The following is a 26,354-nucleotide window of genomic DNA, read 5'->3' on the forward strand; positions in this document are numbered from 1 at the left end:
GGTCAAGATCGGCAACGTCACCCTCTCTGTGGCCGACCTGCAGGCGCTGGGCACCACCCCGGTCGTCGTCAACGGCACCGAAGGCAAGCTCACGCTGACTGGCTACGACCCCGCCACCGGCAAGATCACCTATAGCTACCAGCAGGACGGGACGGCCAAGAACCACACCGCCGGCGACGACTCCGTCACCGACAAGTTCACCGTCACCGTCACCGATGCGGCCAACCAGGTCAAGTCTGACGACCTGGTCGTGCTCATCACCGACACCGCTCCTGAGGCCAAGAACGACACGGCGGGCATCACGGAAGGCACGACCGCCCCCATCTCCGGCAACTTGTTGGGCAACGACACGCTCGGCGCCGATGCAGTCACGACGGTCATCACTACCGGCGACGCCAAGTACGGCACGCTGGTAGACAATGGCGACGGCACCTGGTCCTATCAGCTCAACAACAGCCTGCAAGCTGTCCAGGGGCTGCAGGCGGGCGAATTGCTGACCGAGACCATCCGCTACACCATCACCGATGCCGACGGCGACAAGAGCGAGGCCGTGCTGACGATTACGATCACCGGCACGAACGATCTGCCCTCGATCAGCAGCGCCAGCATCAACCTGTCTGAAGAAGGCCTGCCGCACGGCATACCTGACAGCAATGGCACCACGGATACGACGAACGCTGTCACCTACTCCGGCAACCTGACCATCTCCGATTTGGATGTGAAGGACACCCATACCGTCACCTTGGTCAAGCCGGCGGACAACGCCCTGACCTCACAAGGAAAACCTGTCGTCTGGACCCTGTCGGACAATGGCCACACCCTGGTCGGCAAGGACTTCCACGGAAACTCCGTCATCACTGTCACGATGACCGACGCGGGCGGCTACACCGTAACCCTGTCGGGCCAAGTGGATCACCCGACGAACTCGGTCGAGGACGTGCTCCAGCTGGGTATCGGCGTGCAGGTCAGCGATGGCCACGCCACCAGCAACGGCACCATCACGATCAATATCGAGGATGACAGTCCGGAATTCGGCGCCGTCTCCAATACTGTGATGGAGAATGCCGCCACCAGCGCCACCGGCACCCTGGAATTCCATACGGGCGCCGACGCCGTGGGCGCCACGCTGGTCGTGTCGTCTGTCGGTCAGCTGCCGCAGAACTGGACGACCAGCGCGCTCAACAAGTCTTCGGTCGACATCTTCTCGCCCAACGGGACCAAGATCTTCACGGTGACCCTGAATCCGGAGGGCGGCTATACCGTCACCCAGCACGAAGCCCGGCCCGGGACGACCGCGTCGATCGACTTGGCCTCCTCGATCAGCAACAACCCCCAATCCACCTATGACCTCGGCTATGCCACGCTGAGCGCCGGCGGCGGAAAGACGTTCAATGCCAACACGTTCGGCAGCGGAAATTCGTTCGGGATCGGCAACACCTCCTTCGACTCGGGCGAAAGCTTCCGCATGGACTTCAACGAAGCCCTCTCGGATTTCAAGCTGAATGTCGCGGAAGTCAAGGGAAGCGGCACGCTCAATGTCACGATATGGAGCGATGGCGTTTCCAAGGTCATCCCCATACCCGTGAACAGTACGACTGGCGCCATTCACATCACGAAGGAGATGTTGAGCCAGGGCACCCCCTCGTTCACTCAATTCGATAGCATCGAGGTCACCGCGGGCAGCGGCGTCAGGATGTCCTTCCTCACGACCGGCTCCTATACGGAAAGCGTTCCCGCCGGCCCGATGGACTTCACGGTTGGCGTTACCGGAACGGATGGCGACGGCGACAAGGTGAACACGCATTTCAACGTGACCTCCACCGCGGAATCCGCCGTTACGAACGCGACGAACAAGGTGGCGGAAGCCACCGGCGACACCGTTACGGGAACGATGCAGATTTCCGCGGCGTTGGGCATCGTGAGCGTCGACGTAAATGGCGTGGACGTCACCAAGGCGACGAATGCCAACCCCGTCAGCCTGACCACGGGCAAGGGCACGCTCAAGATCACCGGCTACGATCCAGCTACCGGCAAGCTCACTTACACCTATACCGAGAAGGGGAAATCCCAGAATCACTCGAACGGCAAGGACAGCGTGCATGACGACTTCATCGTGACCGCCAAGAATGCTGGCGGCCACGGCAGCAGCGGCAGCCTGATCATCCAGATCACCGACACGGCGCCCGAGGCAAAGCCGGACACGGCCAGTGTGACGGAAGACAAGGTCTTGGAAGCCACCGGCAACGTCATCACCGGCACCGGTGCGGACGCCGTGGGCGCCGACGTGACCACGGTGGTCGGCGTGGCCAAGGGTTCGGCCAACGCGAACAAGGCGATCGAAGGCAACGTCAACGCCGAGGTCAATGGCGTGTACGGCAAGATCACCATCCACGCCGATGGCACCTATACCTATACCCTGAACAACACCGATCCGCGCGTCAATGCACTGGGGCAAGGCGACAAGCTCTCGGACGTGTTCTCGTACACCATCCGCGATTCCGACGGCGACTTCAGCACCACGACCATCACCATCACGATCAATGGCACCAATGACGTGCCGGTGATGACCAACGACTTCCGGTCGGTCACGGAAGATGTGAACGTCACGGGCGGAAATCTCACCGTCAAGGGCGCGGTCACGATCACGGATCCCGATGCCGGCCAGTCGACCTTCGACACCGCCACCCTCAAGCTCACCAACAGCACGCATGCCGGCGGAGCGCTGGGCGTCATCGTAATGAAACCCGATGGCACCTATACCTACAACGTCAACAACGCCGCGATCCAGTTCCTCAAGGCGGGCGAAAGCATCGTCGAGACCTACACGGTCGCCTCCGCCGACGGCTCGGCCACCAGCACCATCACCATCACCATCAATGGCGTCAACGACGCGCCCACGACCGTGGACGGTTCCGCGAACCTGGAAGTTGGCGATAACCAGTACGTCTTCTCGCTGAACGATTTCCGCTTCGACGATGGAGCGGAAGGCAACAGCCTGCAAAGCGTCATCATCACCCAACCGCCCACCAGCGGCACGATGACCTATAACGGCAAGCCGGTCACGGCCGGCATGGAGATTCCGAAGTCGGCCATCGAACAAGGCCTGCTGAAGTTCACGCCGGGCGCCGACAAGCAGGACAGCTCCTTCAATTTCCAAGTGAAGGACAATGGCGGCACGGCGAATGGCGGCAACGACACCTCGACCGAGCACAAGTTCGTCATCTCCGCCGATCACCTGGTGACCCATGGCAATGACGACAGCGGCAGCGGCGGCAAACCGCCGCTGAACGGCGGGTCGGGTGATGACGTCATCCTGGCGGACCAGGGCGGCTACGTCACGAACGTCACCCCCGGCACGAACTACAACATTGCGCTGGTGGTGGACCGTTCAGGCAGCATGTCCGCGCAGTCCGGTTCCGGTGTCAACCGCATGCAACTGGTTAAGGACGCGCTGGTCAAGCTCGCCGCCGACCTGGAGCACCACGACGGCGTCGTCAACGTATCGCTGATCGGCTTCGCAACCCATGCTCAAGATCCGATCACGTTCAACAACCTCACGCAGGCCAACCTGAACCAGTTGATCAAGGCGATCAACGATCTGACTATCGCGACGGGTAACACTGCGGGGACCAACTACGAAGCCGCCTTCAACGCGACCGTGAAGTGGTTCGCCGATCAGGGCAAAGTGAATCCCAGCGGTACGAAGTTCGAGAATCTGACGTTCTTCCTGACCGACGGAAACCCGACGCAGTACTACTACAACGACAAGAAGGGAGTGGACGGACCGGGTAACGATACCGACTACAACACCATGAAGGAATCCGTCGACGCCTTCAAAGCCCTGAGTGGCACCAGCAAGGTCCACGGCATCGGTATCGGGACTGGCATCGACAGCAACATCCTGCGCTTCTTCGACAATACGGACACTGTCGGCGATGGCCGGATCTCGTTTAACTGGGGCCTCAACACCGTCACCGGCAAGGTTGGCTCCATTGACATCGTCAACACCGCCAACGACCTGGAGGCCGCGCTCAAGGGAGGCAGCAGCACGAGCAATCCGGCTGAAGTCGGCCACGACACCGTCTACGGTGGCGACGGCAACGACATCATCTTCGGTGACGCGATCAACACCGACCACCTGGCGTGGGCCGGCAATCCCGCGGGATCCCACAATGGTGGCGGCCTCGACTCGCTGAAGGACTACCTCAAGGCCGTGGACGGCGTCGCGCCGACCAACGAACGGATATACGAGTTCATCAAGCAGAATCCGGGACAGTTCGATGCGGCTGGCGACACGCGTGGCGGCAATGACGAATTGCACGGCGGCAAGGGCGACGACATCATCTATGGCCAGGGCGGCAACGATGTCCTGTGGGGTGATGACGGCAACGACAAGCTCTATGGCGGAACCGGCAACGACGAGCTCCACGGCGGCGCCGGCAACGACATCCTGGTCGGCGGCAAGGGCAACGACACCATGTGGGGTGACGGCGGCAGCGACACGTTCAAGTGGCAGCTTGGCGACCAGGGCACCACGGCGCAGCCTGCGATCGACACGATCAAGGACTTCTCGAAGGCCTCGGTCGTCGACGGCGGGGATGTGCTGGACCTGAAGGACCTGCTCGTGGGCGAGAAGGACGGCAACCTGTCGCAGTACTTGAACTTCAAGCAGGATCCGGCCAACTCCAACAATACGCTCGTCGAGATCAACACCCAGGGCAAGCTTGGCTCCCAGGGCGCGGATCAGAAGATCGTGCTGGAGAACGTTGATCTCACCCATGACGCGAACGGTCAGGCCATGAGCAATCAGGCCATCATCAACGACCTGCTGCAGAAGGGTAAGCTGAACGTCGACCACAGCTAAGCAGCAAGCCCCGGGAAGGCCGGCAACGGCCTTCCCGGCGGTGCATTTCCCGCCTAGCATCTGCATTGCTGCTTGACCCTATAAGTGTTGCCAGTATCTAGTCCCGGCAACGACATCTAGTATCTGGCCATCTTGGATAACGCCCTGAAGAGGGAACCAACATGGCCAATACGTCTCCCGCAATCGTCAACGAAATTTCCGGTCGCGCGTGGTTGCGCCATGGCGACGGATCCCTGACCGAACTGCACCTCGGCAGCAAGGTTCCTGCCGGCAGTGACGTCGTCACGGCGTCAGGCGCCACGGTTTCCCTTCAAGTCGAAAACGGCATGCCGATCATCATCGGCGAAGGCCGCGAGGTCGCGCTGACCAGCGAAATGACCGGCACGCTCGACGATGTGTCCGAAGCGGCGGTCACGCCCCCCAAAGGCACCGACTCCGAACGTTTGCTGGCAGCCCTGCGCAATGGCCGCGATCTGTTCGATGAACTCGATCCCACCGCCGCCGTGGTAGCAGGCGGAGGTAGCGCCGGTGGCAGCAGCTTCGTCCGTTTGGCGCGCCTTCTTGAAACCACCAGTCCGCTTGATCTGAGCTATTCCAATCCCGGTCGCAGCGATGCAGTACTGCCTCGCATGTCCAGCACTGGCGCCATCAGCAACGACGACGAGACACCCACGCCGGTCAGCGTCAACCATGCGCCCGCCGCACGAGACGATGCAGGACTAGGTGAGCAGAACCATCAGGTGCGCGGCAACCTGCTAGCGAACGACACGGACCCAGACGGCGATCCATTGGCAATAGCGTCGGTCGGCGGCAGGCCCATGACCTCGAGCGGCGTTACGGTCGCGGGCAGCAATGGCGGCACGTTCACCGTTCTACCTGACGGGAGCTACGTCTACACGCCGGGGAAAGAGCATCAACACCTAGCCGCGGGCGAAACCGCCACCAGTACCGTTTCGTACTCCATCACGGACCCCAGCGGTGCCGCCGCCACGGCAACGGTCGTCGTGACGATCGCCGGCGTCAACGACGGTCCGGTTTCCACCACTATCTCCGATACCTCCAGCCTGGATGCACAGACGAGCGTGCGCTACGACGTTTCCGGCCACTTCTCGGACCCAGACACCAGCGACAGGCTTACCTTTGCCGCCACCGGCTTACCGCCCGGCTTGAGCATCGACCCGAACACCGGAATTATCGGCGGTGATGTCGACCATTCCGCTTCGCAGGGCGGTGTCGGCGGAAGGTATACGGCCACCATTACTGCGACCGACGCGTCCGGCGCCACGACGTCCCAGGAATTCCACTGGAACGTCATCAATACGATCCCTGTCGTTGCCGACGATACGGGCACCACGGACGAGGACACCACCCTCAACGTCAACGCCCAGCACGGTGTACTGGCCAATGACAGCGATCCGGATGGCGACACCCTGTTTGTTTTACGCGTCAACGGCAGCGCAGCCAATGTCGGCGTGGCGATCGTCGGGACTCATGGCGGTAGCTTCACGCTGAATGCCGACGGTTCCTACACCTTCAACCCTGGCTCTGCCTTCCAGCATCTCGGCATCGGCGAAAAAGCCCACAGTTCGATTACCTACTCCGTTTCCGATGGAGAGGGAGGCACGGCCATCGCCACCCTCACGATCGAAATCCTCGGAACCAACGACGCGCCAGTCCTTCTAGCCCAAGTCCACCAATTATCGGAGGACCACTCGGCGTCTGGCAACGTGCTCATAGGCGCGGTCGACGTCGACAACGACACGCTGACAATCACAACCTTCACTGTCAACGACACAAAGTACGACGCAGGCAGTACCGCAAATCTCGTTGGCGTGGGTTCGATCCTCATCAAAGCGGATGGCAGCTATGTCTTTACGCCGGATTCGAACTGGAACGGAGATGTCCCGCCGATCACGTACACCGCGACGGACGGTGCGACGACGATCTCATCCACCCTCGATCTCCAGGTCCAGTCCGTCAATGACGCCCCCGTCTCGCTGGACTTCACCGGCAACGTAGCGGCTGGCAATAGCTACATATTCGGTCTCGACGACTTTCCTTTCTCCGATTCAGGGGAAGGCGATTCGATGCACTCCGTGATCATCGACTCCCTGCCCTCCTGCGGCATGCTGTTGCTGGACGGAAAGCCGGTGGTACAGGGGCAGGAGATCAGTGCCGGGGATCTGGCCAGCGGCAAGTTGGTGTTCGAGTCCGGCGCTTTCAATACCGGCATAGACGCCGGCGCCTCCTTCGACTTTCGCGTCAAGGATACCGGCGGCACCGCCAACGGGGGGCACGACACATCTAGTCAGCAAACGTTCAAGCTGCATCTGGACCAATTCGTCAGTGGCAACAACGATGACGAAACCTTGAACGGCGGCTCGGGCAACGACGTGCTGCTGGGCGACCAGGGTGGCATGGTGAAGAACGTGATGCCGGGTACAAGCTACAACATTGCTCTGGTTCTGGATCTGTCGTATTCAATGAATTGGGTTGTTGATTCCAACGCGGCAACACCACTCGATACGGTCAAGACAGGCCTAAAGACCATGCTGGAGACTCAACTGGCGGTTCATGACGGCACCATCAACGTATCACTGATCACTTTCGGGAACCACAGAACCACGCTGCAGAAGACGGTTTCGGGGCTGACACCCGACAATGTTGACGAAATCGTGGACACCCTTCTTGGCCTACAGCCATATAGCTGGACCAAACCATATGGCGCGGCCTTCCATGCAACCAAGGACTGGTTCGACGGCCAGCCAACGGTTGACAGCAACGGCAATCCGTACAAGAACCTGACCTACTTCCTGACAAATGGCGTTCCGGAATTAGAACTGACTTACGACCGCGACGCTGAATTCAGCAATCTCGCCGAAATCAGCGACGTGCATGCCATTGGCGTTGGCACCCTTTCTCATACTTCTGGGGCCTTCAAATTCGATAACGCCATACTCGACAAATATGACAACACCGGCGGCGAATTCACGTACTACAAGAATCTTCTTCAGTTCGACGGCGGTGATTCAGATCTATTGACTGCGAACGATCCCGAGAATTGGCAGCAAGAAGGTGACGGCAGAGTAGGTTATGGCAGCTACGCAGTGAAGGATGAGGGTCCCTTTACGGAGATCGCCCACTTCCTGGTCATTGCCGACACGACGGCAGACGGCCAGCCCTTCGCCGTAACCATGCGCGAAGCCGACAGAATTACGGTGACCCATTCCGCAGGCGTCTCGTTCGACTTCGATACGGTGAATGCGGGAGAATTGCGTGAAGTTGGCACGTTCAAGTGGGTCTTGCTAAAGCGGATCGGTTCGACGTGGGCAGAAGTCGAGGCAGGTACAGACGCCAACACCAAAACACTTATCCACGGTCCTGGCGACTATAGGTACCAGTTCATAGTCAACAATATCAGCGGGAGCAATGGCGGTTTCGGCGCGTCTATCGCTATCAACACGATCCGGATGTGGTACTCAGGCCGCCCAGACAACAGTTCGGATCTCATCGACAGTGACCTTGCTCGTACTGGCAACTCGCAGTTCCTGCAGAGGCCGTCGGATCTGCAAGCGGCCTTACTCTATGACAGAACGATTCCGGTCGCTAACGACAAGATTCATGGTGGAGAGGGCTCGGACATCCTGTTTGGTGATGCAATCAACACTGATCACTTGCCGTGGAACGTTGACGGCAACGCCGCCAGGCCCGCAGGTCTTCCCGACGGGGCCAGCCTCGACGCGCTCAAGCAGTTCCTGCTATTGAAGAACGGCATCCAACCGACCGACGCCGATCTACACAAGTTCATCTCGGACAACCACGCGCTTTTCGACGTGCAGGGCGATCTGCGCGGCGGCAACGACGAGCTGCATGGCGGCGCGGCCAACGATATTCTTTACGGCCAGGGTGGAAATGACCAGCTCCACGGAGATGAGGGCAATGACGTCCTGTCGGGCGGCACCGGCAGCGACACGCTGTTTGGCGCTGCAGGTAACGACGTTCTGATCGGGGGCAAGGGCAATGACATTCTGTACGGCGGTTCGGGCAGCGATACGTTCAAATGGGTACTCGACGACCAAGGCGCCGCAGGCACGCCAGCCGTAGACACGATCAAGGACTTCTCGATCCTGAAGCCCGCCGATGGCGGCGACATTCTGGATCTGCAAGGATTGCTGGTCGGCGAGGATGACGGCTCACTCTCCAAGTACCTGGCTTTCCACCTGGAAGGCAACGATACGGTCATCGATGTGAATACCCGAGGCAAGCTGAGTACCATGGGTGCGAGCCAAAAGATCGTGTTGGAAAACGTGGACCTCACCCACGATGCCCACGGCCAATCCATGAGCAACCAGGCCATCATCAATGACTTGCTGCAAAAAGGTAAGCTGGCCGTCGACCATGCCTGAGCAATAGCTCCAGGGAAGACCCAGCAGGCTCTTCCCGCCCCCGCATGACGCATTTTTTCCCAAGGCGCATCTAAGATGCCCGGAAAAATGTGAAAATCCGTTTCATGCCATCGTCCCGCCGTTTCCGCCGCACGCTGAATCTGTGCCGATTGGCTTTGCTATGCCTGGCTTGCGGCTGGGGCGGAAGTTCCGCCCTGGAAGTGAATGCCGACCGGCTGCAAAGCCTGTCGGCCAGCCGCTATGGCGCAAAAGGCTCCAAGGCGGTTTCGGAATGGCTGCAATTGATGCGCAGCCCCGCCCCTGCCCAGGAAAAAGGCGCACTGACACAGGCCAATGATTTCTGGAACCGCTCCCTGATGTCCGGCGAGGACATCACCATCTGGAAACAGGCCGATTATTGGGCCACGCCATTAGAATCGCTGGGCAGGGGCGCGGGCGATTGCGAAGACTACGTCATTGGCAAGTACTTCACGCTGCTGGCGCTGGGCGTGCCTGCCAACAAACTGCGCTTCATCTACGTCCGCGCGCGCATCGGCGGCGCGGCCAGCAGCACCCAGATCGCCCACATGGTGCTGGGCTATTACGAAACCCCCAACGCCGTGCCGCTGGTGCTGGACAACCTGATCTCGACCATTTTGCCCGCCACGCAGCGCCGCGACCTGACGCCGGTATTCAGTTTCAATGCGGACGGCGTCTATGTGGACGGCAAGCCCGCCGCGCCGGTTGACCGTCTCAGCCGCTGGCGTGATCTACTTCAACGCATGGAACGGGAAGGCGTGCGCCCCTGATGTCCGGAAATAAGACTATGTCCATACTTCGACAGCTATTGCTCAGCGTTACCCTCGCCATCGGCGTCATCCTGCTGGGCACGCTCGCGCTCAGCGTGAATTCCGCCCGGGAGTACCTGTCCGGCCAACTGCAAGTGCAGAGCACAGACGCTGCCGTGTCGCTGGCGCTGTCGCTGTCGCAGCCCGCGAACAACGACCCGGTCGTGCAAGAGCTGCTGGTGTCGGCGCTGTACGACGGCGGGCATTTCTCGCTGGTGCGCTTGAGCGATCCTGAAGGCAAGGTCCTGATCGAACGGAAATCCACGGCCACCGCGGCGTCGGTCCCCGCCTGGTTTCAGGCGCTGGCGCCCTTGACGACGCAATCGGCCAGCCATGCCGTCAGCGACGGCTGGCGCCAGATCGGCGAGGTCACGCTGATCGCCAACGACGCCTATGCCTGGGAAGCCCTGTGGCGCAGCAGCCTCAAGATGATCGCCCTGGTGGTGGGCGCCGGCATCTTGTGGGCCGTGTTCGCCTTCATGCTGGTGGGCTGGATCAAGAACCGCCTGTTGCGTGAGATCAGCGACCACGTGCGCAGCATCGGCCAGGAATCCCCGACGGAACAGGTCGAGGCCCGCGTGCCTGAATTGTCCGGGGTGGTGCAGGCGTTGAACCAGACCCGCGAACGCATCCACGCCAGCGTCGAAGAACAGAACGCCAAGATCGAATCGCTGGAACTGGAACTGAACCAGGACCCGGTCACGGGCCTGCCCAACCGCAAGTACTTCGTCAACGAGTTCCGCCGCGCGCTGGAGGCCCCTGCCCTCACGACCGGCCGTGGCATCGACGGCGGCCACGTCCTGGTGTTCCGCCAGCGCGACCTGGCGGACCTGAATCGCCATATGCCGCGCGAGTTCATCGACCAATGGCTGCGCACGGCCTGCGAACGCATCCGCGGCACGCTCAAGAGCATGCATGTGGCATCGCCCCTGCTGGCCCGTCTGAACGGCTCGGATTTCGCCTTGCTGCTGCCCGGCTGCGCGGCGCCGCAGGCCATGATGGTGGCCGAGCAGGTACGCGCCGACCTGCACGCGTCCCGCATCCCCGTGGGTGAAGGACATCTGTGCCGCTGGGCGCAGGCCATGACCGACTATGGCCACGGCAGCCAGGCCGGGCCGGTGCTTGCCCGCCTGGACTTCGGCTTGATGCGGGCGGAAAGCGCCGGCAACGACCATGTCGTGATCGCTGGCGCGACCGACATGCAGTCGCCTTCGGAATCGGGCGAACGCGCCTGGAAGGACGCGATCCAATCCGCTTTGGAAGAGCACCGCTTCGAGCTGGCCACGGAAGCCCTGCAAGCCACCGACGGCAGCACCGTCCGTACCGAAGCGATGCTGATGCTGCGAACCGCGGCCGACCAGGTGCCGATACCCGCCACGCTGTTCATCCCGCCGGCCGTGCGTCTGGATCTGGTGGCCGATTGCGACCTGGAGGCCGTGAGCCTGGGACTGGACTGGCTGGCCGCCAACCCTGGCGAATTGGCTGTTCGGGTGGCTCTGCCCTCGTTGCGGGGCCAGAAGTTCTTCCGCCAATTGGCGCTGCTGCTGACCGAACACCGGTCTCTGGCGCGGCGCCTGTACCTGGAAATCGATGCGCACGGCCTGGTGGAATGCCACGAGCAGATCGCCACGCTGGCCCGCGTCGCCTCGGAGTTCGGCACGCATATCGGCGTGCGCCGCCTGGCTCAGCAGTTCGGCGCCGTTGCGCAACTGCACACCCTGCCCTTGTCGTACGTGAAACTGGGCGGCGGCTTCGTCGGCGGCATGTCCCAAAGCCCCGGCAGCCAGCAGTTGACGGCATCGGTGCTGGAAACCGCGCGCGGCCTGAAGATAGCGGTCTATGCAGAAGATGTGCCGGATGCCGAAACCCAACGCATCCTGGCCAGGCTGGGCATCGCCGTCATGCGCGGCCCCGGCGTCAAGACAGCCGCGGCATAAGACAGCGGATCGAGGCGGCCGTAATAGTCACGGCCGCCGCTAGAGCCTCAGCGGGAGGCTTTGCCCTTGGACTGTTCGTACAGCGGCAGCACCTGCTGGGCTGCGGCCTGCAGATCGCTGATGCGCGATGCGGCGGACGGGTGAGTCGACAGGATCTCGGGCGGTGCGCTGCCCTGGTCGGCCGCGCCCATTTTCTGCCACAGCGTCACGGCGGCGCGCGGATCGAATCCCGCCCTGGCCGCAAGCTCCACGCCCATGCGGTCGGCTTCGGTTTCATGCGTGCGGCTATTGGGCAGCGTGAACATGACGCTGGTGAACTGTCCGCCCAAGTCGGACGCCGCGGAAGAACCCGTGGCGATCGCCAGCACCGACAGCCCCAGATTGGTCGCCATCTGCTGGGACACACGTTCGCGCGCATGCTCCCGCAAGGCGTGCGAAATCTCGTGGCCCAGCACCGCCGCCAGCTCATCGTCCGTGGGCTTGATCTTGCCAAGCAGGCCCGTGTAGACAGCGATCTTGCCGCCCGGCATGCACCAGGCATTGATCTCGTTGCTGGACAGCACATGCACTTCCCATTTCCAGCTGGCGGCGTCAGGCCGGAAGACTCCTGCCTGCGCGATCAGCCGCTGGGAAATGGTGCGGACCCGCGCCACCTGTTGCGGGTCGCGGTCCAGCAGGCCCTTGGCCTGCGCCTGCTTGAGTATGTCGGCGTACTGCTGGGTCGCTTCCTGTTCCAGCGCCTGCGAAGGCACCATGCTGGACATGTACTGGGTCCGGTTGACGCCAATGGCGCCCGACTGCGTGGTATTCATGCCCGTGCAGCCCGCCAGGGCTGCCAGCGCGAGCGCTGCACCCGCGTTGCGCAGCAGAAGACGTTTCCGGTTCATGGCAGACCTCCTAGGCAATTCGAAGAGCAACAGCGTATCAGACTACCGGATCGCCACACTGGCCACGGTGGCGCAAGGCGTGGTCGATCAAGACCAGCGCCAGCATCGCCTCAGCGATGGGCGTGGCGCGGATGCCGACGCAAGGGTCATGGCGACCCAGCGTCTGCACCATGACCGGGTCATTGGCGCGATTCACGGAGCGGCGCTCGACGCGGATACTGGAGGTAGGCTTGATGGCCAGCGAAACGGTGACTGGCTGACCAGTGGAAATGCCGCCCAGCACCCCTCCCGCGTTATTGGTCAGGAAACCGTCCGGAGTGATTTCGTCGCCGTGCTCCGAGCCGCGCTGAGCGATGCTGTCAAAGCCCGCGCCGATCGACACGCCCTTCACGGCATTCAAGCCCATCATGACGTGCGCGATGTCGGCGTCCAGCCGGTCATAGATCGGTTCGCCCCAGCCCGCGGGCAGGTTCTCGGCCACGACCTCGATCCGGGCGCCGACGGAGTCGCCGTCGCGGCGCAACTGGTCCATGTAGGCCTCCAGTTCGGGCACGACTGCGGCATTGGGCGCATAGAACGGATTATTGGGAACCTCTTCCCAGGAATCGAAGGGGATTGCAATGGGCCCCAACTGGCTCATGTAGCCGCGCACCTTGACGCCGTATTGCTCCGCCAGCCATTTCTTGGCGATGGCGCCTGCCGCGACGGTCGGCGCCGTCAGGCGCGCCGAAGAACGGCCGCCCCCGCGCGGATCGCGCACGCCGAACTTGCGCCAATAGGCATAGTCGGCATGGCCCGGTCGAAACGTGTCGGCGATGTTGGAGTAGTCCTTGCTGCGCGCGTCTGTGTTGCGGATCAGCAGGCCGATGGGCGTACCCGTGGTCACTCCCTCGTATACGCCCGACAGGATTTCCACCTGGTCGGCTTCCTGGCGCTGCGTAACATGGCGCGACGTGCCGGGACGGCGACGGTCCAGTTCGAGCTGGATGTCGGAGGCATCCAGCGACAGCCCCGGAGGACAGCCGTCCACGACGCAACCGATGGCTGGCCCGTGGGATTCGCCGAAATTGGTGACGGTAAAGAGGGTACCTAGGGTATTGCCGGGCATAGGGAGTCAACAGGTGGGGTTTACAAGCAACCCCGATTATGACACCGCCGAGGCCAAAGCCTGGATTTCGGAGGCCGGTGCGGGACGTCCCAACAGGAAACCCTGCATGACCCGGCATCCCAGCGACTTCAGGATTTCACGCTGGCCCTCGGTTTCGACGCCCTCGGCCACCACCGGCAGATGCATCGCCTGGCACAGGCCGAACAGCGCCGAGACCACCTCGCGGCTGCCGGCGTCGGATTCCAGCGCTGAGATGAAGCTGCGGTCGATCTTGACCCAATCGATCGGCAGGCAGCGCAGGTGGTTCAGGCTGGAATAGCCGCAGCCGAAGTCGTCCAGCGCCACACCGATGCCCATCGCCCGCAACGTGTTCAGGATCTTCACGTGCCGTTCGTAGTGCAGGATGAAGAGAGATTCCGTGATTTCCAGCACCAGCTTGCGCGGGGCAAGGTTTGCGGCCGCAAGCGCATTCGACACGAGTTCGACCAGGCCATCCTCGTTCATCTGCTTGACTGACAGGTTCACATGCACGCGCCAGGTCGCCGGCCATAACGCAGCCTGGGTACATGCCCGCTCCAATATCCAGGCCCCCAGCGGCACGATCAGGCCGCTGCGCTCGGCCAATTCGATGGTCACCGCGGGCGAGACGCTGCCGAGCACGGGGTGATGCCAGCGCAGCAGCGCCTCGCAGCCCTGCACCATGCCGGTGCCGCTGTCACAGACCGGCTGGTAATACAGTTCGAACTGATCCATGTCCGGCGTGGTCAGCGCCAGCCGCAGGTCGTTCTCCAGCCCCTGCTGGTCGCGCTGACGCGCCAGCATGCGGAAATCGAACAGGTTCCAGCCCGGCCCGCCGCGCTCCTTCAGCGGCAGCAAGGCGACCTGCACGCAGCGCTGCAGTTCTTCCACGCTGCGGCCATGCTCGGGATACAGGGCAGCGCCGACGCGGAACATCGCCATCAGGGGACGCCCGCCGAGTTCGTAAGGCACGCTCAGGGCCTCCAGCAGCTTGGCCGACACCTGAGCGGCTCCGGCCTCATCCACGTCGGGTGCGCAGACCGTGAACGCATCCGCCCCCGAACGCGCCACCATGCCGCCCATGGACCGGCAGATCAGGCCCAGGCGATTGGCCACCTGCACCAGCAGAGCCTGGTCTTCGCCGGCGCGCAACATGGCGCTGATCTCGGCGTATTGCTCGAAGCTCACCAGAAAGAAAGCGCCGCGGCGCGAACGGCCCTCGGCATCGTTGAGCCAGGCACGGGCGCGCCGGTGCAATTCCTGCTGATTCAGGACCCCGGTCAGTTCATCGCGCGTCAGGCGTTGACGCAGCAGGCGTTCCCTGCGTACGAAGACCCAGCATATCGCTACAAGTGCGCCCGCAAGCGTCAGGCACAGTGCGAGCAGGTAACTCTCACGCACGAAGCCCCCTATCCATAAGCCCCTGGCGTTGCGGTTCGAAAGGGAACCCAAGGGCTGTAACATTTTTTAAAATATGCATTATTTTCGCAAAAAACGCCACACTTCAGAGGCAACGCACCTCTTTTCCCTGTATTCCTACGGTTACTTTGGTTGCTCACGGAGGGTTTGGGATGAGCCACGACAGACTGGCGCCGGCCCTTGCGCCATGCTCGCCTACTACTTACGACAGCTACACCCGAAAAATTAATACACCGTGTCTCGATAGTTGTCATTGAAAATCAGACAGCTTCGAAATAATTGCACAGCTTGGCGTCTTACGGCGTGAATTTAGTAATATTCGGCACGTTCTGTGACATGTAGAATTGCTGTACCACTGATGTATTAGTGACTCGTATCACACCCGTATCCCGGCCCTCCAGCCCTGATCTCGATCCGACGCCATTCCATCCGGACACCTGGCAGTCCTCAGTGCAGGCCACGCAACGGCCAGGAAGGGAACCTCCAAATACATGTCCACATTCCGCCGGCTACTTTTCTTCACCGCCCTCCTGATCGGCCTCGTTCTGCTCGGCGCACAGACGGTGGGAATGCTGGCCGCGCACCGCTATCTGAGCGCGGAGTTGGCGCGGCAAAGCGACGACGGCGCTAATGCGCTGGCCTGGGCCTTGTCGCATGCGGCCGCCGCCCCCGAAGAACGGACTGCGCTGGTGGATGACATGTTTGCAGGAGGGGAATATGCGCTGGTGCGCATCGCGGACGACAATGGGGCGCCTGTCGTCGAACGGCAAACGCCGCAAGCCGACCCACAAACCAGAGAGCACGATTGGCGCGATGCCTGGCTGAACATGGCCGCACCCGCCGTATCGCGGCCTTACGCTGCGCCAGACGGCAGTTCGCAAGGCGTCGTGACCGTGCAAGCAGATTCGCGGACTGCTCGCGATACGCTATGGCAAGGCGGCGTGCGGGTCCTGGGACTGGTGCTGGCCGCGGGCCTGCTGTGGGCCCTGTTCTGCGTGAATCTGGCGCGGCGAATAGAAGCGCGCATCTCGCGCGACGTCCGTGAACGCGAGCGCGCGCTCGCGCCTGGCGACCGCAAGACATCGAATGGCGCCAGCGAACTGGCGGGCGTCGACCAGGCGCTGGTGGACGCGCAACGCCTGGTCGCCGCCACGGTCCAGGAACAGAATGCTCGGATCGAATCGCTACAGAGCGAGATCTACAGGGATCCCGTCACCCGGCTGCACAACCGCAAGTATTTTGTCGACCAATTCAGATTGGCGCTGGCGGACAAGGACCCTGATGCGGGCGGCCATCTGCTGATGTTTCGTCAACGCGATTTGGCGCAGATCAACCGGCACCTCTCGCGCGCGTTCACGGACCAGTGGCTGCGCTCGTCTTCGGACCGGCTGCGCAAGCTGGTCGCTGAATTCGGCGCTCCGGGGGCCATGCTCGCGCGCATCAGCGGTTCGGATTTTGCGCTGCTGCTGCCCCGCGCCTCGGCGCCTCAGGCCAGCCTGCTGGCCGAGCGGGTGCGGCGCGAACTGCGCTCGCTGCGCGTGCCCATGGACAAGCATGAATCCTGCCGCTGGGCCCTGGCGATGGCCACCTACGCGCCAGGAGACAGCATGAGCGACATCCTGGCACGACTGGATCACGCGCTGATGTGCGCCGAAAGCGCCGACGACGACCAGATAGCCTCGGCCAGCCGCGCGCCGGACAGCACGCACATCGGCGAATACAGCTGGCATGACGCTCTGGTCACGGCGCTCGAACAACACAGGTTCTCGTTGTCCGTGCAGCCTCTGCACGATCTTTCCGGCGGCCTGCTGCACCAGGAAGCCAGCCTGACCCTGCACGACACCAGCGGCGCCGACCCCGTTCCGGCTTCGATCTTCATGCCTCCCGCCGTCCGCCTCGGCCTGTCCGCCGAATGCGACATACAAGCCATCCGCCTGGGGCTGGACTGGCTGTACGCACGCCCCGGCGCGCTGGCAGTACCGATTTCGCTGGCTTCGATCGCCCAACCGTCGTTCCAGTCCAGGCTTCAACGCATGCTGGCCGACCGCCCCGCCCTGAGCGCGCGCCTGATCGTGGAAATCGACGCGGCGGCCCTGGCCGCTCAGGGAACCGACCTGCACCCGCTTTGCGACATCGTCGTGGCCGCGGGCGCCCGCGTCGGTGTAAGCCGACTGTCGTACCAGTTCGGCGCCATCGAGCACCTGCACGAATTCCCCTTGTCCTATCTGAAGCTGTGCGGCGGCTTCATCGCCGGCCTGCTCCACAGTCCGGGCAGCCAGCACCTCGCCGCCACGGTGGTGGCCACCGCGGCCGCGCTGAATATCGCGGTCTACGCCGAGGACGTGCCAGACATTGCCACGCAAAACGTCCTGGCGGGCCTGGGCGTCCATGCCATGCGCGGGCCTGTCGTAAACTCCGCCCAGACGCACGACATCGCACCTGATCATCCATGGGTTTCCAGTTGACGGAAGGCATGCTGCTTCGCATCTGTTGGCTTTTTCGCGCCCGCTGGCCTTCCCGCCTGCGGCGCACCGGTAACGCCTCCGCGGTTCGGCAAGCCATGCTGCCTCGCGTGGGGATGCTGCTATGCGCCTTGCTCGGCCCCGACGCGGCGCTGGCCTACGGCGTAGGCGTTTCACACGAAGACCTGCATCTGGGCCTGACAGCCGGCGTCGCCACGGCCTGTGGCGTGGCCTGCGCAGTCGCATGGGCGGCCACCCGCAATGCCATTTTCGGCGCGGGGCTGGCCTTCATGTTGATCGAAGGGGTTTTCCGCTCCATGCCCACGCTGTTGCCGGCGGCGGCGCTGCAAGCCGGCTCCTATGCCGCCCTGCTGGCGCTCACGGCGCCCATCCTCAAAGAAGCATCCGCCGACAAACTGGCGACGGCCTGCCGCTGGGCCAGCCTGGCCTTGACGCTGGTAGCGGTACTGGCGCTGATCGTCGCATACGCCCCGGGCAACGGCGTCGTGTCCGCCGCCATCGCCGGGGCCTGCGCCATCGCCAGTCTGCCGCTGGCCACCTGGTTCATGGTCCGCGCCGCCAGTCCGTCGCCAGCGCGAGCGGCCGCGCTGGCCTTGGCCGGCGCCTATGGCATCTCGGCCTGGCTGCTGGGACAGGACGCCTGGCTGCCCCAGGCCGCGGCAGGAACGATCGCCGAATTGGCGCGACTGCTGCTGGTGTCTAGCGCCTTGATCCTGCTGGCGATCCATCAGCACGGCCACCCGCAACTGGGGTCGAAACGCGCAGGCCACGAGCACGCCGACGCGGAACACCTTGCCCAAGGCGAACTGCGGCTGGCAGAACTGGCCGGCGCGCTGGATACGCAGCGCCAGATGAACGCACTGATCTCGCACGAACTGCGCGCACCGCTGGCCACCGTCAGCGCGGCAGCCCAATCCCTGGACATGATACTTGCCGAGAGCGGCGAGGCCGTGGACAACCGTCTGGCGCGCATTCATCGGTCGGTCGCCCGGATGACCGAACTCATGGATCAGTTGCTGAACCAGGACAGGCTGGGCGAACAGGCCTGGATGCCGCGCGGCGAACAAACGGACATGGCGGATCTGGTGCTCGATGTCGTCACCGCCATGCAGCCCGATACGGCGCATGCGCTGATGGTGCAAGCCAGCCCCTCCCTGCCGGTCTACTGCGACCGTCCGCTGACCAGCGTGGTGGTACGCAACCTGATCCACAATGCCATCAAGTATTCGCCGGCGAATGAGCCCGTGCGCATAGAAACCGGCGAAACCCGGGTGGGCGCCATTCCCATGGCGTGGGTCGCCGTCACCGACCGCGGCCCGGGCATAGGCGTCGAGGAACAGGCCAAAATCTTCGAACCGCATTTCCGGCGCACAGCGCACCGCGAAACGCAAGGCATGGGTATCGGGCTCTACCTGGCCCGGCGCATCTGCCAGAACCAGGGCGGCACACTGACCATGGAAAGCGAAGTAGGCGTAGGCACGCGCTTCGTCGTCACCCTGCCGGCCAGCGCTCCGGCGGCTTGACCGCCTCTGGCGGGTTCAGGCCGCGAACACGTAGCCCTGGCCGCGCACCGACAGCACGGGGAGCTTCAGGCCCGCGCTTTGCGCCTTGGCGCGCAAACGGCTGACCAGCACGTCGATGCGGCGCAATTCAAAGCCGCCCGGGCTGTCCGGCAGGAACAATTCCGCCAGGACCTGACGGCTGACCGCGCTGCCGGCGGCATCCATCAGGGCAACCAGGAAGGTCCGTTCCTGGGCGCTCAGATGCAGCGAGGCGCCATCCGGCGCAACCAGGATCCAGCCCCCGTCCTGCAGGGACCACGAAGTGTCCGCGGTGGCGCGCGTTTCCGCATCCACCGGCCGAGGCGCCTTCGCAAGACGCATCCGACGAGCCAAACTACGGATGACGGAACTGAGTTCCAGCAGATCCACTGGCTTGGTCATGTAGACATCGGCGCCGCCTTCCAGGCCGCGCACCCGGTCTTCCAGCGCGCTGCGACCTGTCAGCATGACGATACCGACGGGGCTGAGGGCGCGCAGGCGGGTCGCCACGGAGAAACCGTCTTCACCGGGCAAGTGGGCGTCAAGAATGACGATGTCGCAGGGTTGTTCCTGCAACCGGCGATAAAACGCCGCGGCATTATCACAGGCGAATGCCACCCGGAAACCATAGCCACCCAAGCCTAACGCCAACTCCTCCCGGAAGTCGGCGTCATCCTCAAGCAGACCGATACACAGCAAACCATCTGCGCCAGCCATATTTAGAGTGCTTTATTTTGAAGATTATCGACAAATGCCCCGCGGACGCAGAGTCCCCGGGTATTCCGTTGGCGACAATCTTACGTCTTTTACAATGGAAACGAATGATTGCAATGAAAAAAACTGCGATATTCCTTGTCCAAATGGTTATTTTCCCGTAAATCGCGGGAAAACGGCTTTCGCAAATGTCCCGGTTGTTCGGCTAGCGGCCGGTTTCAAGACGAACAGCTGACCTCCAGGCTGCCCGCCCAATCCGGCGGCAAACCCGCATACCGCTCATACCCCGGCTGGGCCTCGTAGGGGTTGCGCAGCAACCTCATCAAGGTATCGATCTCGCTGGCATCGCCGGTCTTGGCCGCCCGAATCGCCTCTTCCGCCAGGTGATTGCGCAGCACGTATAGCGGATTCACGCCATTCATGCCTGCGGTTACATCCTGCATCGGCCGGCCGTCCTGCGCGTGCCGCGCCACCAAGCGATCCAGCCAGGCTCCTGCCGCCGGCCGGTCGATGAACAGGTCCTCGAACGCGCTACGCTGGCCCGACAAGGCGTCGGCCAGGCGACGCCACGTCAAGGTGAAGTCCGCCTGATTGGCGTCCATCAGCTTGAGCAGATCGTCCAGCAACGCTTCGTCGGCCGGTCGCCATGCGACCAGGCCCAGCTTGGCGCCCATGCGGTCATGGAAGGCACGCGTGAAGACCGGCTCAAATTCATCCAGGACTGCTCGCAGGCCTTCTACATCCTGCACCAGCGCGTGCAGGCTGCCACCCAGGCGATAAAGGTTCCAGAGGGCGACGGACGGCTGGCGGTTCCAGGAATAGCGCCCTTCCGAGTCCGAGTGATTACAGACATGGCCCAGCCGGAAACCGTCCATGAAACCGTAGGGGCCATAATCCAGCGTCAGCCCCAATATGGACATGTTGTCGGTATTCATCACGCCATGGCAGAAGCCCACCGCCTGCCAGTCCGCCATCAGCAGCGCCGTACGCCGGGTGACGGCGCGCAGCAGGTTGATATAGGGCGTCACGTCATTCGAGGGCTCGCCCGTTCCCGCTTCCCGGCATTCCGGGTAATAACGGTCTATGACGTAATCCGCCAGCGTCTTCAGCATGTCGGGCTGGCGGCGCGACGACCAATGCTCGAAAGAGCCGAAACGCACGAAACTGGGGGACATACGCGTCACAATTGCGGCTGTCTCCACCGTTTCCCGCATGACCGGGTCGTCGGACACCACCAGCGCCAGCGCCCGCGTCGTGGGCACGCCCAGCCCGTGCATGGCCTCGCTGGCCAGGTACTCGCGCACCGACGAGCGCAGCACCGCGCGGCCGTCGCCCATGCGCGAATACGGCGTCATGCCCGACCCCTTGAGCTGCAGCTCCCAATTGCCCTGCGGCCCCTCGACCTCGCCCAACAGATGGGCGCGGCCATCGCCCAACTGGCCCGCCCAGACGCCGAACTGATGGCCACTGTAGACCGCCGCCAGCGTATCGCCGCCTGGCAGCGGTTGGGCGCCGGAAAACACGCTCAGGAACTCGGGCGTGGACAGGGCCGACGGGTCCAGGCCGATCAGTTCCGCCGCTTCCGCATTGCCGTGCAGCAAGCGCGGATTATTCAAGGCCTGAGGCGCAAGCCGGGTGTAGAAGGCTGCGGGCAATGCCGCAAAGGAATTGACGACGCGCAGGTCGGACAACGTATGGGCGCTCATGCGCGTTGCCTCCTGGCAGCCCGTTTGGCAGGCCGCACGTAGAAAATGGCGCTAAGGAAGAAAATGGCCGACAGCAGGATCTCGCCCCAGGCCATCAACACGGATAGCGGAGCCGGATCCGACATGGCCCGCACCGCGCCCTCCATCAGGTAGAGCAGCGACAGCATCGAGGCCCACTGATAGGTATAAAGATTGCCGCGCAGGATGCCGCGCAGCGGAAACGCCAGCGGCAGGGCCTTGAGCAGCATCCAGGAACCGCCCGGCCGCAGCGGCGCCACCACGGTTTCCCAGGTGACGCAAAGCACGATCAGGGCGAACAGCGATACCGAGGCCAGCAGGCGCAAGCGGGGGTTGAGTTCAGGGTTCATGCTGCTATTATCGCCTGATGAATCGCCCCGCCGAGCCTGCCGCCGCGACGCCGGCGGCCACCGAGCACTCGACCTCGCGCTCTTCATGGATCGCGAGGGCCGGACGTGTTGTGCGCTTCAGCGCCGAACGCGCCAGCGAAGAGAAACTGCTGCAGGTCGCGTCCAGCCTCACCTTCACGACCGTCCTGGCCATCGTGCCGATGCTGGCCGTGGTCCTGTCGCTGTTTACTGCTTTTCCGGTATTCCAGGAATTCCGCGTCGCGCTCGAGGATTTCCTGACCAACAGCCTGATGCCGCCGTCCGTCTCGGACAACATCATGGATTACCTGAATCAGTTCGCGCGCCAGGCTTCACGCCTGACCGCCATCGGCGGCGTATTCCTGCTGATCACCTCGCTGTTGCTGATCATGACGATCGACAAGGCGTTCAACGACATCTGGCACGTGACGCGCCAACGCCCGCTGCGGCAGCGCGCGCTGGTGTACTGGGCCATCATCACGCTGGGCCCCGTCGTGGCCGGCGCCAGCCTTTGGGCGACTTCGTTCGTGGCGCGCGAATCGCTGGGCCTGGTGCGGGACGTGCCCGAAGCCGTCAGCGTTGCGGTGTCGTTCATCCCGCTGGTGTTGACCGCCCTGGGTTTTGCCACGCTGTTCGTCATGGTCCCGAACCGCGAGGTTCTCTGGCGCGATGCCCTGGTCGGGGGCTGCGTGACCGCGATCGTGCTGGAAATCATGAAGTCGGCTTTCGCCTACTACCTGACCCGCTTCCCCACCTACACCGTCATTTACGGCGCATTCGCCACCCTGCCCATCTTCCTGCTCTGGATCTACCTGTCATGGCTGGCCGTGCTGCTGGGAGCCATCCTGGCGTCCAGCGCGCCGCTGATCCGGCTGGGCCGCTGGGAAATCAACCGCTATCCGGGTGCGCCCTTCGTGGACGCCGTGGATGCGCTGCGCACGCTGCGCCAGGCGCAGACGGCCAATCCACCCGGACTGCCCGCCAATCTGCTGGCCGCGCAATTGCGCCTGCACCAGGACGAACTGAACGAAGTCCTCGAAACCCTGGCTGAAATGGGCTTGGCGACGCGCAGCCCCGAAGGCCTCTGGGTTCTGACCTGCGACGCCCGGCAAACCTCGATGGAACCCGTGGTGGACCGTTTTCTGCTGGACCGCGGCCAGCCCAGGGTCCGCAATGACCCCGAGATACTGCGAGTCGCCTCGGCCGTGATTTCCCAGCAAAATGCGCCCACGCTGGAAGAAGTCTGCGGAGAAGCGCAAAATACCGAAAATGGAATCGCTCCCGTGCTGCAGCTGGAAGCGAAAAAGAATTAGCAAATAGCATTAGGGCGTAAACCGCCCAGGAGGAACCGATGTTGAAGGTCAGCGAGATTTTGCGCGTCAAGGGCGATACGCTCTATACGGCGTCGCCCGACATGCCTGTGTCCCAGGCCGTGCAAACAATGAGCGAGCAGGACATAGGCTCGCTGGTGATCATGGAATTCGGGACGCTGACCGGCATGCTCACGTTCCGCGAGATCATCCGCCACATGCATGCGCATGGCGGCGCCGGCGACACCACCATCCGTTCCATCATGGACGATGCCCCGGTCAGCGTGTCCCCCAACACCAGCGCCGACGAAGTGCAGCGCCTGATGCTCGAAAAGCACGCGCGCTACATTCCGGTCATGGACGGCCCCACCCTGATGGGCGTCATTTCGTTCTACGACATGGCCCAGGCCATCGTGGCGGCCCAGCAATTCGAAAACAACATGCTGAAGGCCTATATCCGCGATTGGCCCACGGAAAGCGCCGAACCGGCCAAGTCCTGAGCCCGCGGCCAGCTTGGCTGGCCCCTCGTCAAACCCCAGCCGGCGCCGCTTCGATCGCGGCGCCGCGCATATCCGGCGCATGCCGCTGGCTGCGCCAGGCATCGTAGATCAGTTCAGGGTTGTTCGCGGCCAGCAGGGCCGGATCGGACAGCATGCGGCGCCAGCGGCGCGCACCGGACTGGCCATTCACCAGCCCCAGCATGGGCCGCGTCATCACCCGCAGGGGCACGCCCCGCGCGACCTGCCGCGTCGCATATCCCATCATCGCGTCCACCACCTGCGCATCGCTGGGCAGCCGCAGCGACGGCCATAGCTGCAAGGACACCTCGGACAGCACTCGCGGCGTGTGCCAGGCAGCCCGGCCCAGCATGACACCGTCGAAATCGCCCGCGGCGCGCACGGACTGCTCGGCGTCGGCCAGACCGCCGTTGAGCACGAACGTGCAATCCGGGAAGTCGCGCTTCAATTGCCGCACCACGTCGTAGCGCAGAGGCGGAATCTCGCGGTTGTCCTTGGGCGTCAGGCCCTTGAGTACCGCATTGCGGGCATGGGCGATGAACACCCGGCAGCCGGTGTCGTAGATCTTGCCGACGAAATCGCGGACAAACGCGTAGGACTCGTCGTAATCCAGGCCAAGCCGGTGTTTGACGGTGACAGGGATATCCACGGCATCCTGCATGGCCTTCATGCAATCGGCCACCAGAGCGGGCTCCGCCATCAGGCAGGCGCCGAACGCGCCCTTCTGCACCCGTTCTGACGGGCAACCGCAATTCAGGTTGATCTCGTCGTAACCCCACTTTTTTCCCAGCCTGGCCGAATGCGCCAGCGCGTCGGGTTCGCTGCCGCCCAATTGCAAGGCCACGGGATGCTCGGCCTCGTCAAAGTCCAGGTGCCGCTCGACATTGCCGTGCAACAACGCGCCGGTGGTGATCATTTCCGTGTACAAGCGTGCGCGCGGCGCCAGCAGCCGGTGGAAATAACGGCAATGGCGGTCGGTCACATCGATCATGGGGGCGACGCACAGCCGCCAGTCGGGGGAGTCCAAGAATCACTCTACAAAACAAGGGGATGCGGTATTTTACGGTGCTTGGCGGCTTTGTGTCTGGCGGGCGGCCGTATCCGCTCCACCGCAAGTCGGACAGACTGGCCCGCCATGTGGTCTAAAATTGCGCCGCCGCAGCCGAAACCGGCATGCGCGCGCGCCCGTCAACCCCTAGATCCCGCACATCAATGGCCGTATTCACCCCTGTCTCCGAAGACGACGCTCGCGCCCTACTGGCGCATTTCGATCTGGGCGAGTTTGTCTCGCTTCGGGGGATTACGGCGGGTATCGAGAATACCAACTACTTCCTGTACACGACCCGCGGCGAATATGTGCTGACGCTGTTCGAGGTGCTGACGCAGGCCCAGTTGCCTTTCTATATCGAGCTGATGTACCACCTGGCCGAGCGCGGCATTCCCGTGCCCCGGCCCCAGACCCTGCGCGACGGCACTCGCCTGACGACCCTGCACGGCAAGCCCTGCGCCATCGTTTCACGCCTGCCCGGCGGCTACGAACCCGCTCCCGGCCCGGCGCATTGCGCCCTGGCCGGCGCCACGCTGGCCCGCGCCCACCTGGCCGGACGCGACTTTCCGCTGCACCAGCCCAACCTGCGCGGACTGTCCTGGTGGCTGGAAACGGCACCCAAGGTCATGCCCTTCCTGGAACCGGCGCAAGCCCAACTGCTGTCGGCGGAGCTGGCCGACCAGCAGACCGCCGCCGCGACGCCGGCCTGGCAGACATTGCAGAGCGGCCCGGCCCACTGCGACCTGTTCCGGGACAACGTCCTGTTCGCCGGCACCTTCGAAGATCCGCTCATGGGTGGCATCATCGACTTCTACTTCGCCGGCTGCGACACCTGGCTGTTCGACGTGGCGGTGAGCGTCAATGACTGGTGCATCGAACGCGACACGGGTGAATTCGTGCCCGAACTGGTCGAGTCCTGGTTGGCAGCCTACGCGGCCGTGCGCCCGTTCACCGACGCGGAACGCGAGGTCTGGCCGCTGATGCTGCGGGCCGCCGCGCTGCGCTTCTGGATATCGCGCCTGTATGACTTTTTCCTGCCGCGGCCGGCTCAGACCCTGAAACCGCACGACCCCCGGCATTTCGAAAGAGTGTTGCAAGCGCGCCACCGCCCTGGCCTGCCAATATTGCCGTAACCGTTGCTCCCCCCATAATGGGGATAGCGCGTCCCTTTTTGAGAGATCT

16 protein-coding genes are annotated in these 26,354 nt (G+C 63.2%); 9 read left to right on the plus strand and 7 right to left on the minus strand.

The annotated features are described in order from the left end of the window. The 4 genes from HV766_RS27835 to HV766_RS27850 all read left to right on the plus strand — a co-directional run. On the plus strand, window positions 1-4,864 hold a 4,864-nt coding region (locus tag HV766_RS27835), incomplete at its 5' end, for a VCBS domain-containing protein (protein ID WP_175182227.1). A 161-nt stretch (window positions 4,865-5,025) separates the two neighbouring features. Continuing rightward, window positions 5,026-9,270, plus strand: coding sequence for a retention module-containing protein (locus tag HV766_RS27840; protein WP_175182228.1), 4,245 nt, complete (start codon window positions 5,026-5,028; stop codon window positions 9,268-9,270). 104 nt (window positions 9,271-9,374) lie between these two features. Further along, entirely contained in the window at window positions 9,375-10,058 is a 684-nt protein-coding gene (locus tag HV766_RS27845) for a transglutaminase-like cysteine peptidase (RefSeq protein ID WP_175162500.1), read from the plus strand. A gap of 17 nt (window positions 10,059-10,075) precedes the next feature. Further along, on the plus strand, window positions 10,076-12,034 hold the full coding sequence (locus HV766_RS27850) for a bifunctional diguanylate cyclase/phosphodiesterase (RefSeq protein WP_175182229.1): 1,959 nt from the start codon (window positions 10,076-10,078) through the stop codon (window positions 12,032-12,034). A gap of 47 nt (window positions 12,035-12,081) precedes the next feature. Here the strand turns inward: HV766_RS27850 and HV766_RS27855 are convergent, their stop codons facing one another. The 3 genes from HV766_RS27855 to HV766_RS27865 are packed head-to-tail and all read right to left on the minus strand — an operon-like array spanning window position 12,082 to window position 15,448. Beyond that, window positions 12,082-12,921 carry a M48 family metallopeptidase gene (locus tag HV766_RS27855; RefSeq protein WP_054458568.1) on the minus strand — a complete coding sequence of 280 codons (840 nt, stop codon included), beginning with the start codon at window positions 12,919-12,921 and terminating at the stop codon, window positions 12,082-12,084. A 37-nt stretch (window positions 12,922-12,958) separates the two neighbouring features. Further along, complete coding sequence (gene aroC / locus HV766_RS27860) at window positions 12,959-14,029, minus strand: chorismate synthase (protein WP_054458570.1); 1,071 nt, start codon at window positions 14,027-14,029, stop codon at window positions 12,959-12,961. Between the two features lie 36 nt (window positions 14,030-14,065). Then, the gene (locus HV766_RS27865; RefSeq protein ID WP_054458572.1) at window positions 14,066-15,448 is read right to left on the minus strand and encodes a putative bifunctional diguanylate cyclase/phosphodiesterase; all 1,383 of its coding nucleotides are present in this window, start codon (window positions 15,446-15,448) and stop codon (window positions 14,066-14,068) included. A gap of 509 nt (window positions 15,449-15,957) precedes the next feature. Between HV766_RS27865 and HV766_RS27870 the strand changes: the two genes are divergently transcribed. Both HV766_RS27870 and HV766_RS27875 read left to right on the plus strand, forming a co-directional pair. Next, a complete protein-coding gene (locus tag HV766_RS27870) occupies window positions 15,958-17,931 on the plus strand; it encodes an EAL domain-containing protein (RefSeq protein ID WP_175182230.1) in 1,974 nt (657 codons plus the stop codon). 95 nt (window positions 17,932-18,026) lie between these two features. Further along, a complete protein-coding gene (locus HV766_RS27875; RefSeq protein ID WP_254593371.1) occupies window positions 18,027-19,472 on the plus strand; it encodes a sensor histidine kinase in 1,446 nt (481 codons plus the stop codon). A gap of 15 nt (window positions 19,473-19,487) precedes the next feature. Here the strand turns inward: HV766_RS27875 and HV766_RS27880 are convergent, their stop codons facing one another. The 3 genes from HV766_RS27880 to HV766_RS27890 form a co-directional block, all read right to left on the minus strand. Beyond that, entirely contained in the window at window positions 19,488-20,207 is a 720-nt protein-coding gene (locus HV766_RS27880) for a response regulator transcription factor (protein ID WP_054458575.1), read from the minus strand. Between the two features lie 215 nt (window positions 20,208-20,422). Beyond that, complete coding sequence (locus HV766_RS27885; protein WP_175182232.1) at window positions 20,423-21,910, minus strand: protein adenylyltransferase SelO; 1,488 nt, start codon at window positions 21,908-21,910, stop codon at window positions 20,423-20,425. Next, entirely contained in the window at window positions 21,907-22,278 is a 372-nt protein-coding gene (locus HV766_RS27890; RefSeq protein ID WP_054458579.1) for a DUF2069 domain-containing protein, read from the minus strand. The genes HV766_RS27885 and HV766_RS27890 overlap by 4 nt, the downstream gene beginning before the upstream one ends. Window positions 22,279-22,295: 17 nt before the next feature. Here HV766_RS27890 and HV766_RS27895 point away from each other — a divergent pair, with 17 nt between their 5' ends. Both HV766_RS27895 and HV766_RS27900 read left to right on the plus strand, forming a co-directional pair. Continuing rightward, a complete protein-coding gene (locus HV766_RS27895; RefSeq protein WP_054458580.1) occupies window positions 22,296-23,609 on the plus strand; it encodes a YihY family inner membrane protein in 1,314 nt (437 codons plus the stop codon). A 38-nt stretch (window positions 23,610-23,647) separates the two neighbouring features. After that, a complete protein-coding gene (locus HV766_RS27900; RefSeq protein WP_054458582.1) occupies window positions 23,648-24,106 on the plus strand; it encodes a CBS domain-containing protein in 459 nt (152 codons plus the stop codon). 28 nt (window positions 24,107-24,134) lie between these two features. Here the strand turns inward: HV766_RS27900 and dusA are convergent, their stop codons facing one another. After that, the gene (gene dusA, locus HV766_RS27905; protein ID WP_082401337.1) at window positions 24,135-25,151 is read right to left on the minus strand and encodes a tRNA dihydrouridine(20/20a) synthase DusA; all 1,017 of its coding nucleotides are present in this window, start codon (window positions 25,149-25,151) and stop codon (window positions 24,135-24,137) included. Window positions 25,152-25,336: 185 nt separating this feature from the next. Here dusA and HV766_RS27910 point away from each other — a divergent pair, with 185 nt between their 5' ends. Then, window positions 25,337-26,305 (plus strand): homoserine kinase, encoded by a 969-nt coding sequence (locus HV766_RS27910; protein ID WP_175182233.1) that lies wholly within the window; start codon window positions 25,337-25,339, stop codon window positions 26,303-26,305. Window positions 26,306-26,354: the final 49 nt, after the last annotated feature.

The organism is Achromobacter aegrifaciens (assembly GCF_902859735.1).
Classification (GTDB): Bacteria; Pseudomonadota; Gammaproteobacteria; order Burkholderiales; family Burkholderiaceae_B; genus Achromobacter; species Achromobacter aegrifaciens.

Coding starts and splice junctions, on each gene's coding strand:
- HV766_RS27875 (WP_254593371.1), top strand. CDS start 18,027: ATGCTGCCTCGCGTGGGGATGCTGCTATGCGCCTTGCTCGGCCCCGAC.
- HV766_RS27895 (WP_054458580.1), top strand. CDS start 22,296: ATGAATCGCCCCGCCGAGCCTGCCGCCGCGACGCCGGCGGCCACCGAG.
- HV766_RS27870 (WP_175182230.1), top strand. CDS start 15,958: ATGTCCACATTCCGCCGGCTACTTTTCTTCACCGCCCTCCTGATCGGC.
- HV766_RS27910 (WP_175182233.1), top strand. CDS start 25,337: ATGGCCGTATTCACCCCTGTCTCCGAAGACGACGCTCGCGCCCTACTG.
- HV766_RS27900 (WP_054458582.1), top strand. CDS start 23,648: ATGTTGAAGGTCAGCGAGATTTTGCGCGTCAAGGGCGATACGCTCTAT.
- HV766_RS27840 (WP_175182228.1), top strand. CDS start 5,026: ATGGCCAATACGTCTCCCGCAATCGTCAACGAAATTTCCGGTCGCGCG.
- HV766_RS27890 (WP_054458579.1), bottom strand. CDS start 22,278: ATGAACCCTGAACTCAACCCCCGCTTGCGCCTGCTGGCCTCGGTATCG.
- HV766_RS27880 (WP_054458575.1), bottom strand. CDS start 20,207: ATGGCTGGCGCAGATGGTTTGCTGTGTATCGGTCTGCTTGAGGATGAC.
- HV766_RS27885 (WP_175182232.1), bottom strand. CDS start 21,910: ATGAGCGCCCATACGTTGTCCGACCTGCGCGTCGTCAATTCCTTTGCG.
- HV766_RS27845 (WP_175162500.1), top strand. CDS start 9,375: ATGCCATCGTCCCGCCGTTTCCGCCGCACGCTGAATCTGTGCCGATTG.
- HV766_RS27855 (WP_054458568.1), bottom strand. CDS start 12,921: ATGAACCGGAAACGTCTTCTGCTGCGCAACGCGGGTGCAGCGCTCGCG.
- aroC (WP_054458570.1), bottom strand. CDS start 14,029: ATGCCCGGCAATACCCTAGGTACCCTCTTTACCGTCACCAATTTCGGC.
- HV766_RS27850 (WP_175182229.1), top strand. CDS start 10,076: ATGTCCATACTTCGACAGCTATTGCTCAGCGTTACCCTCGCCATCGGC.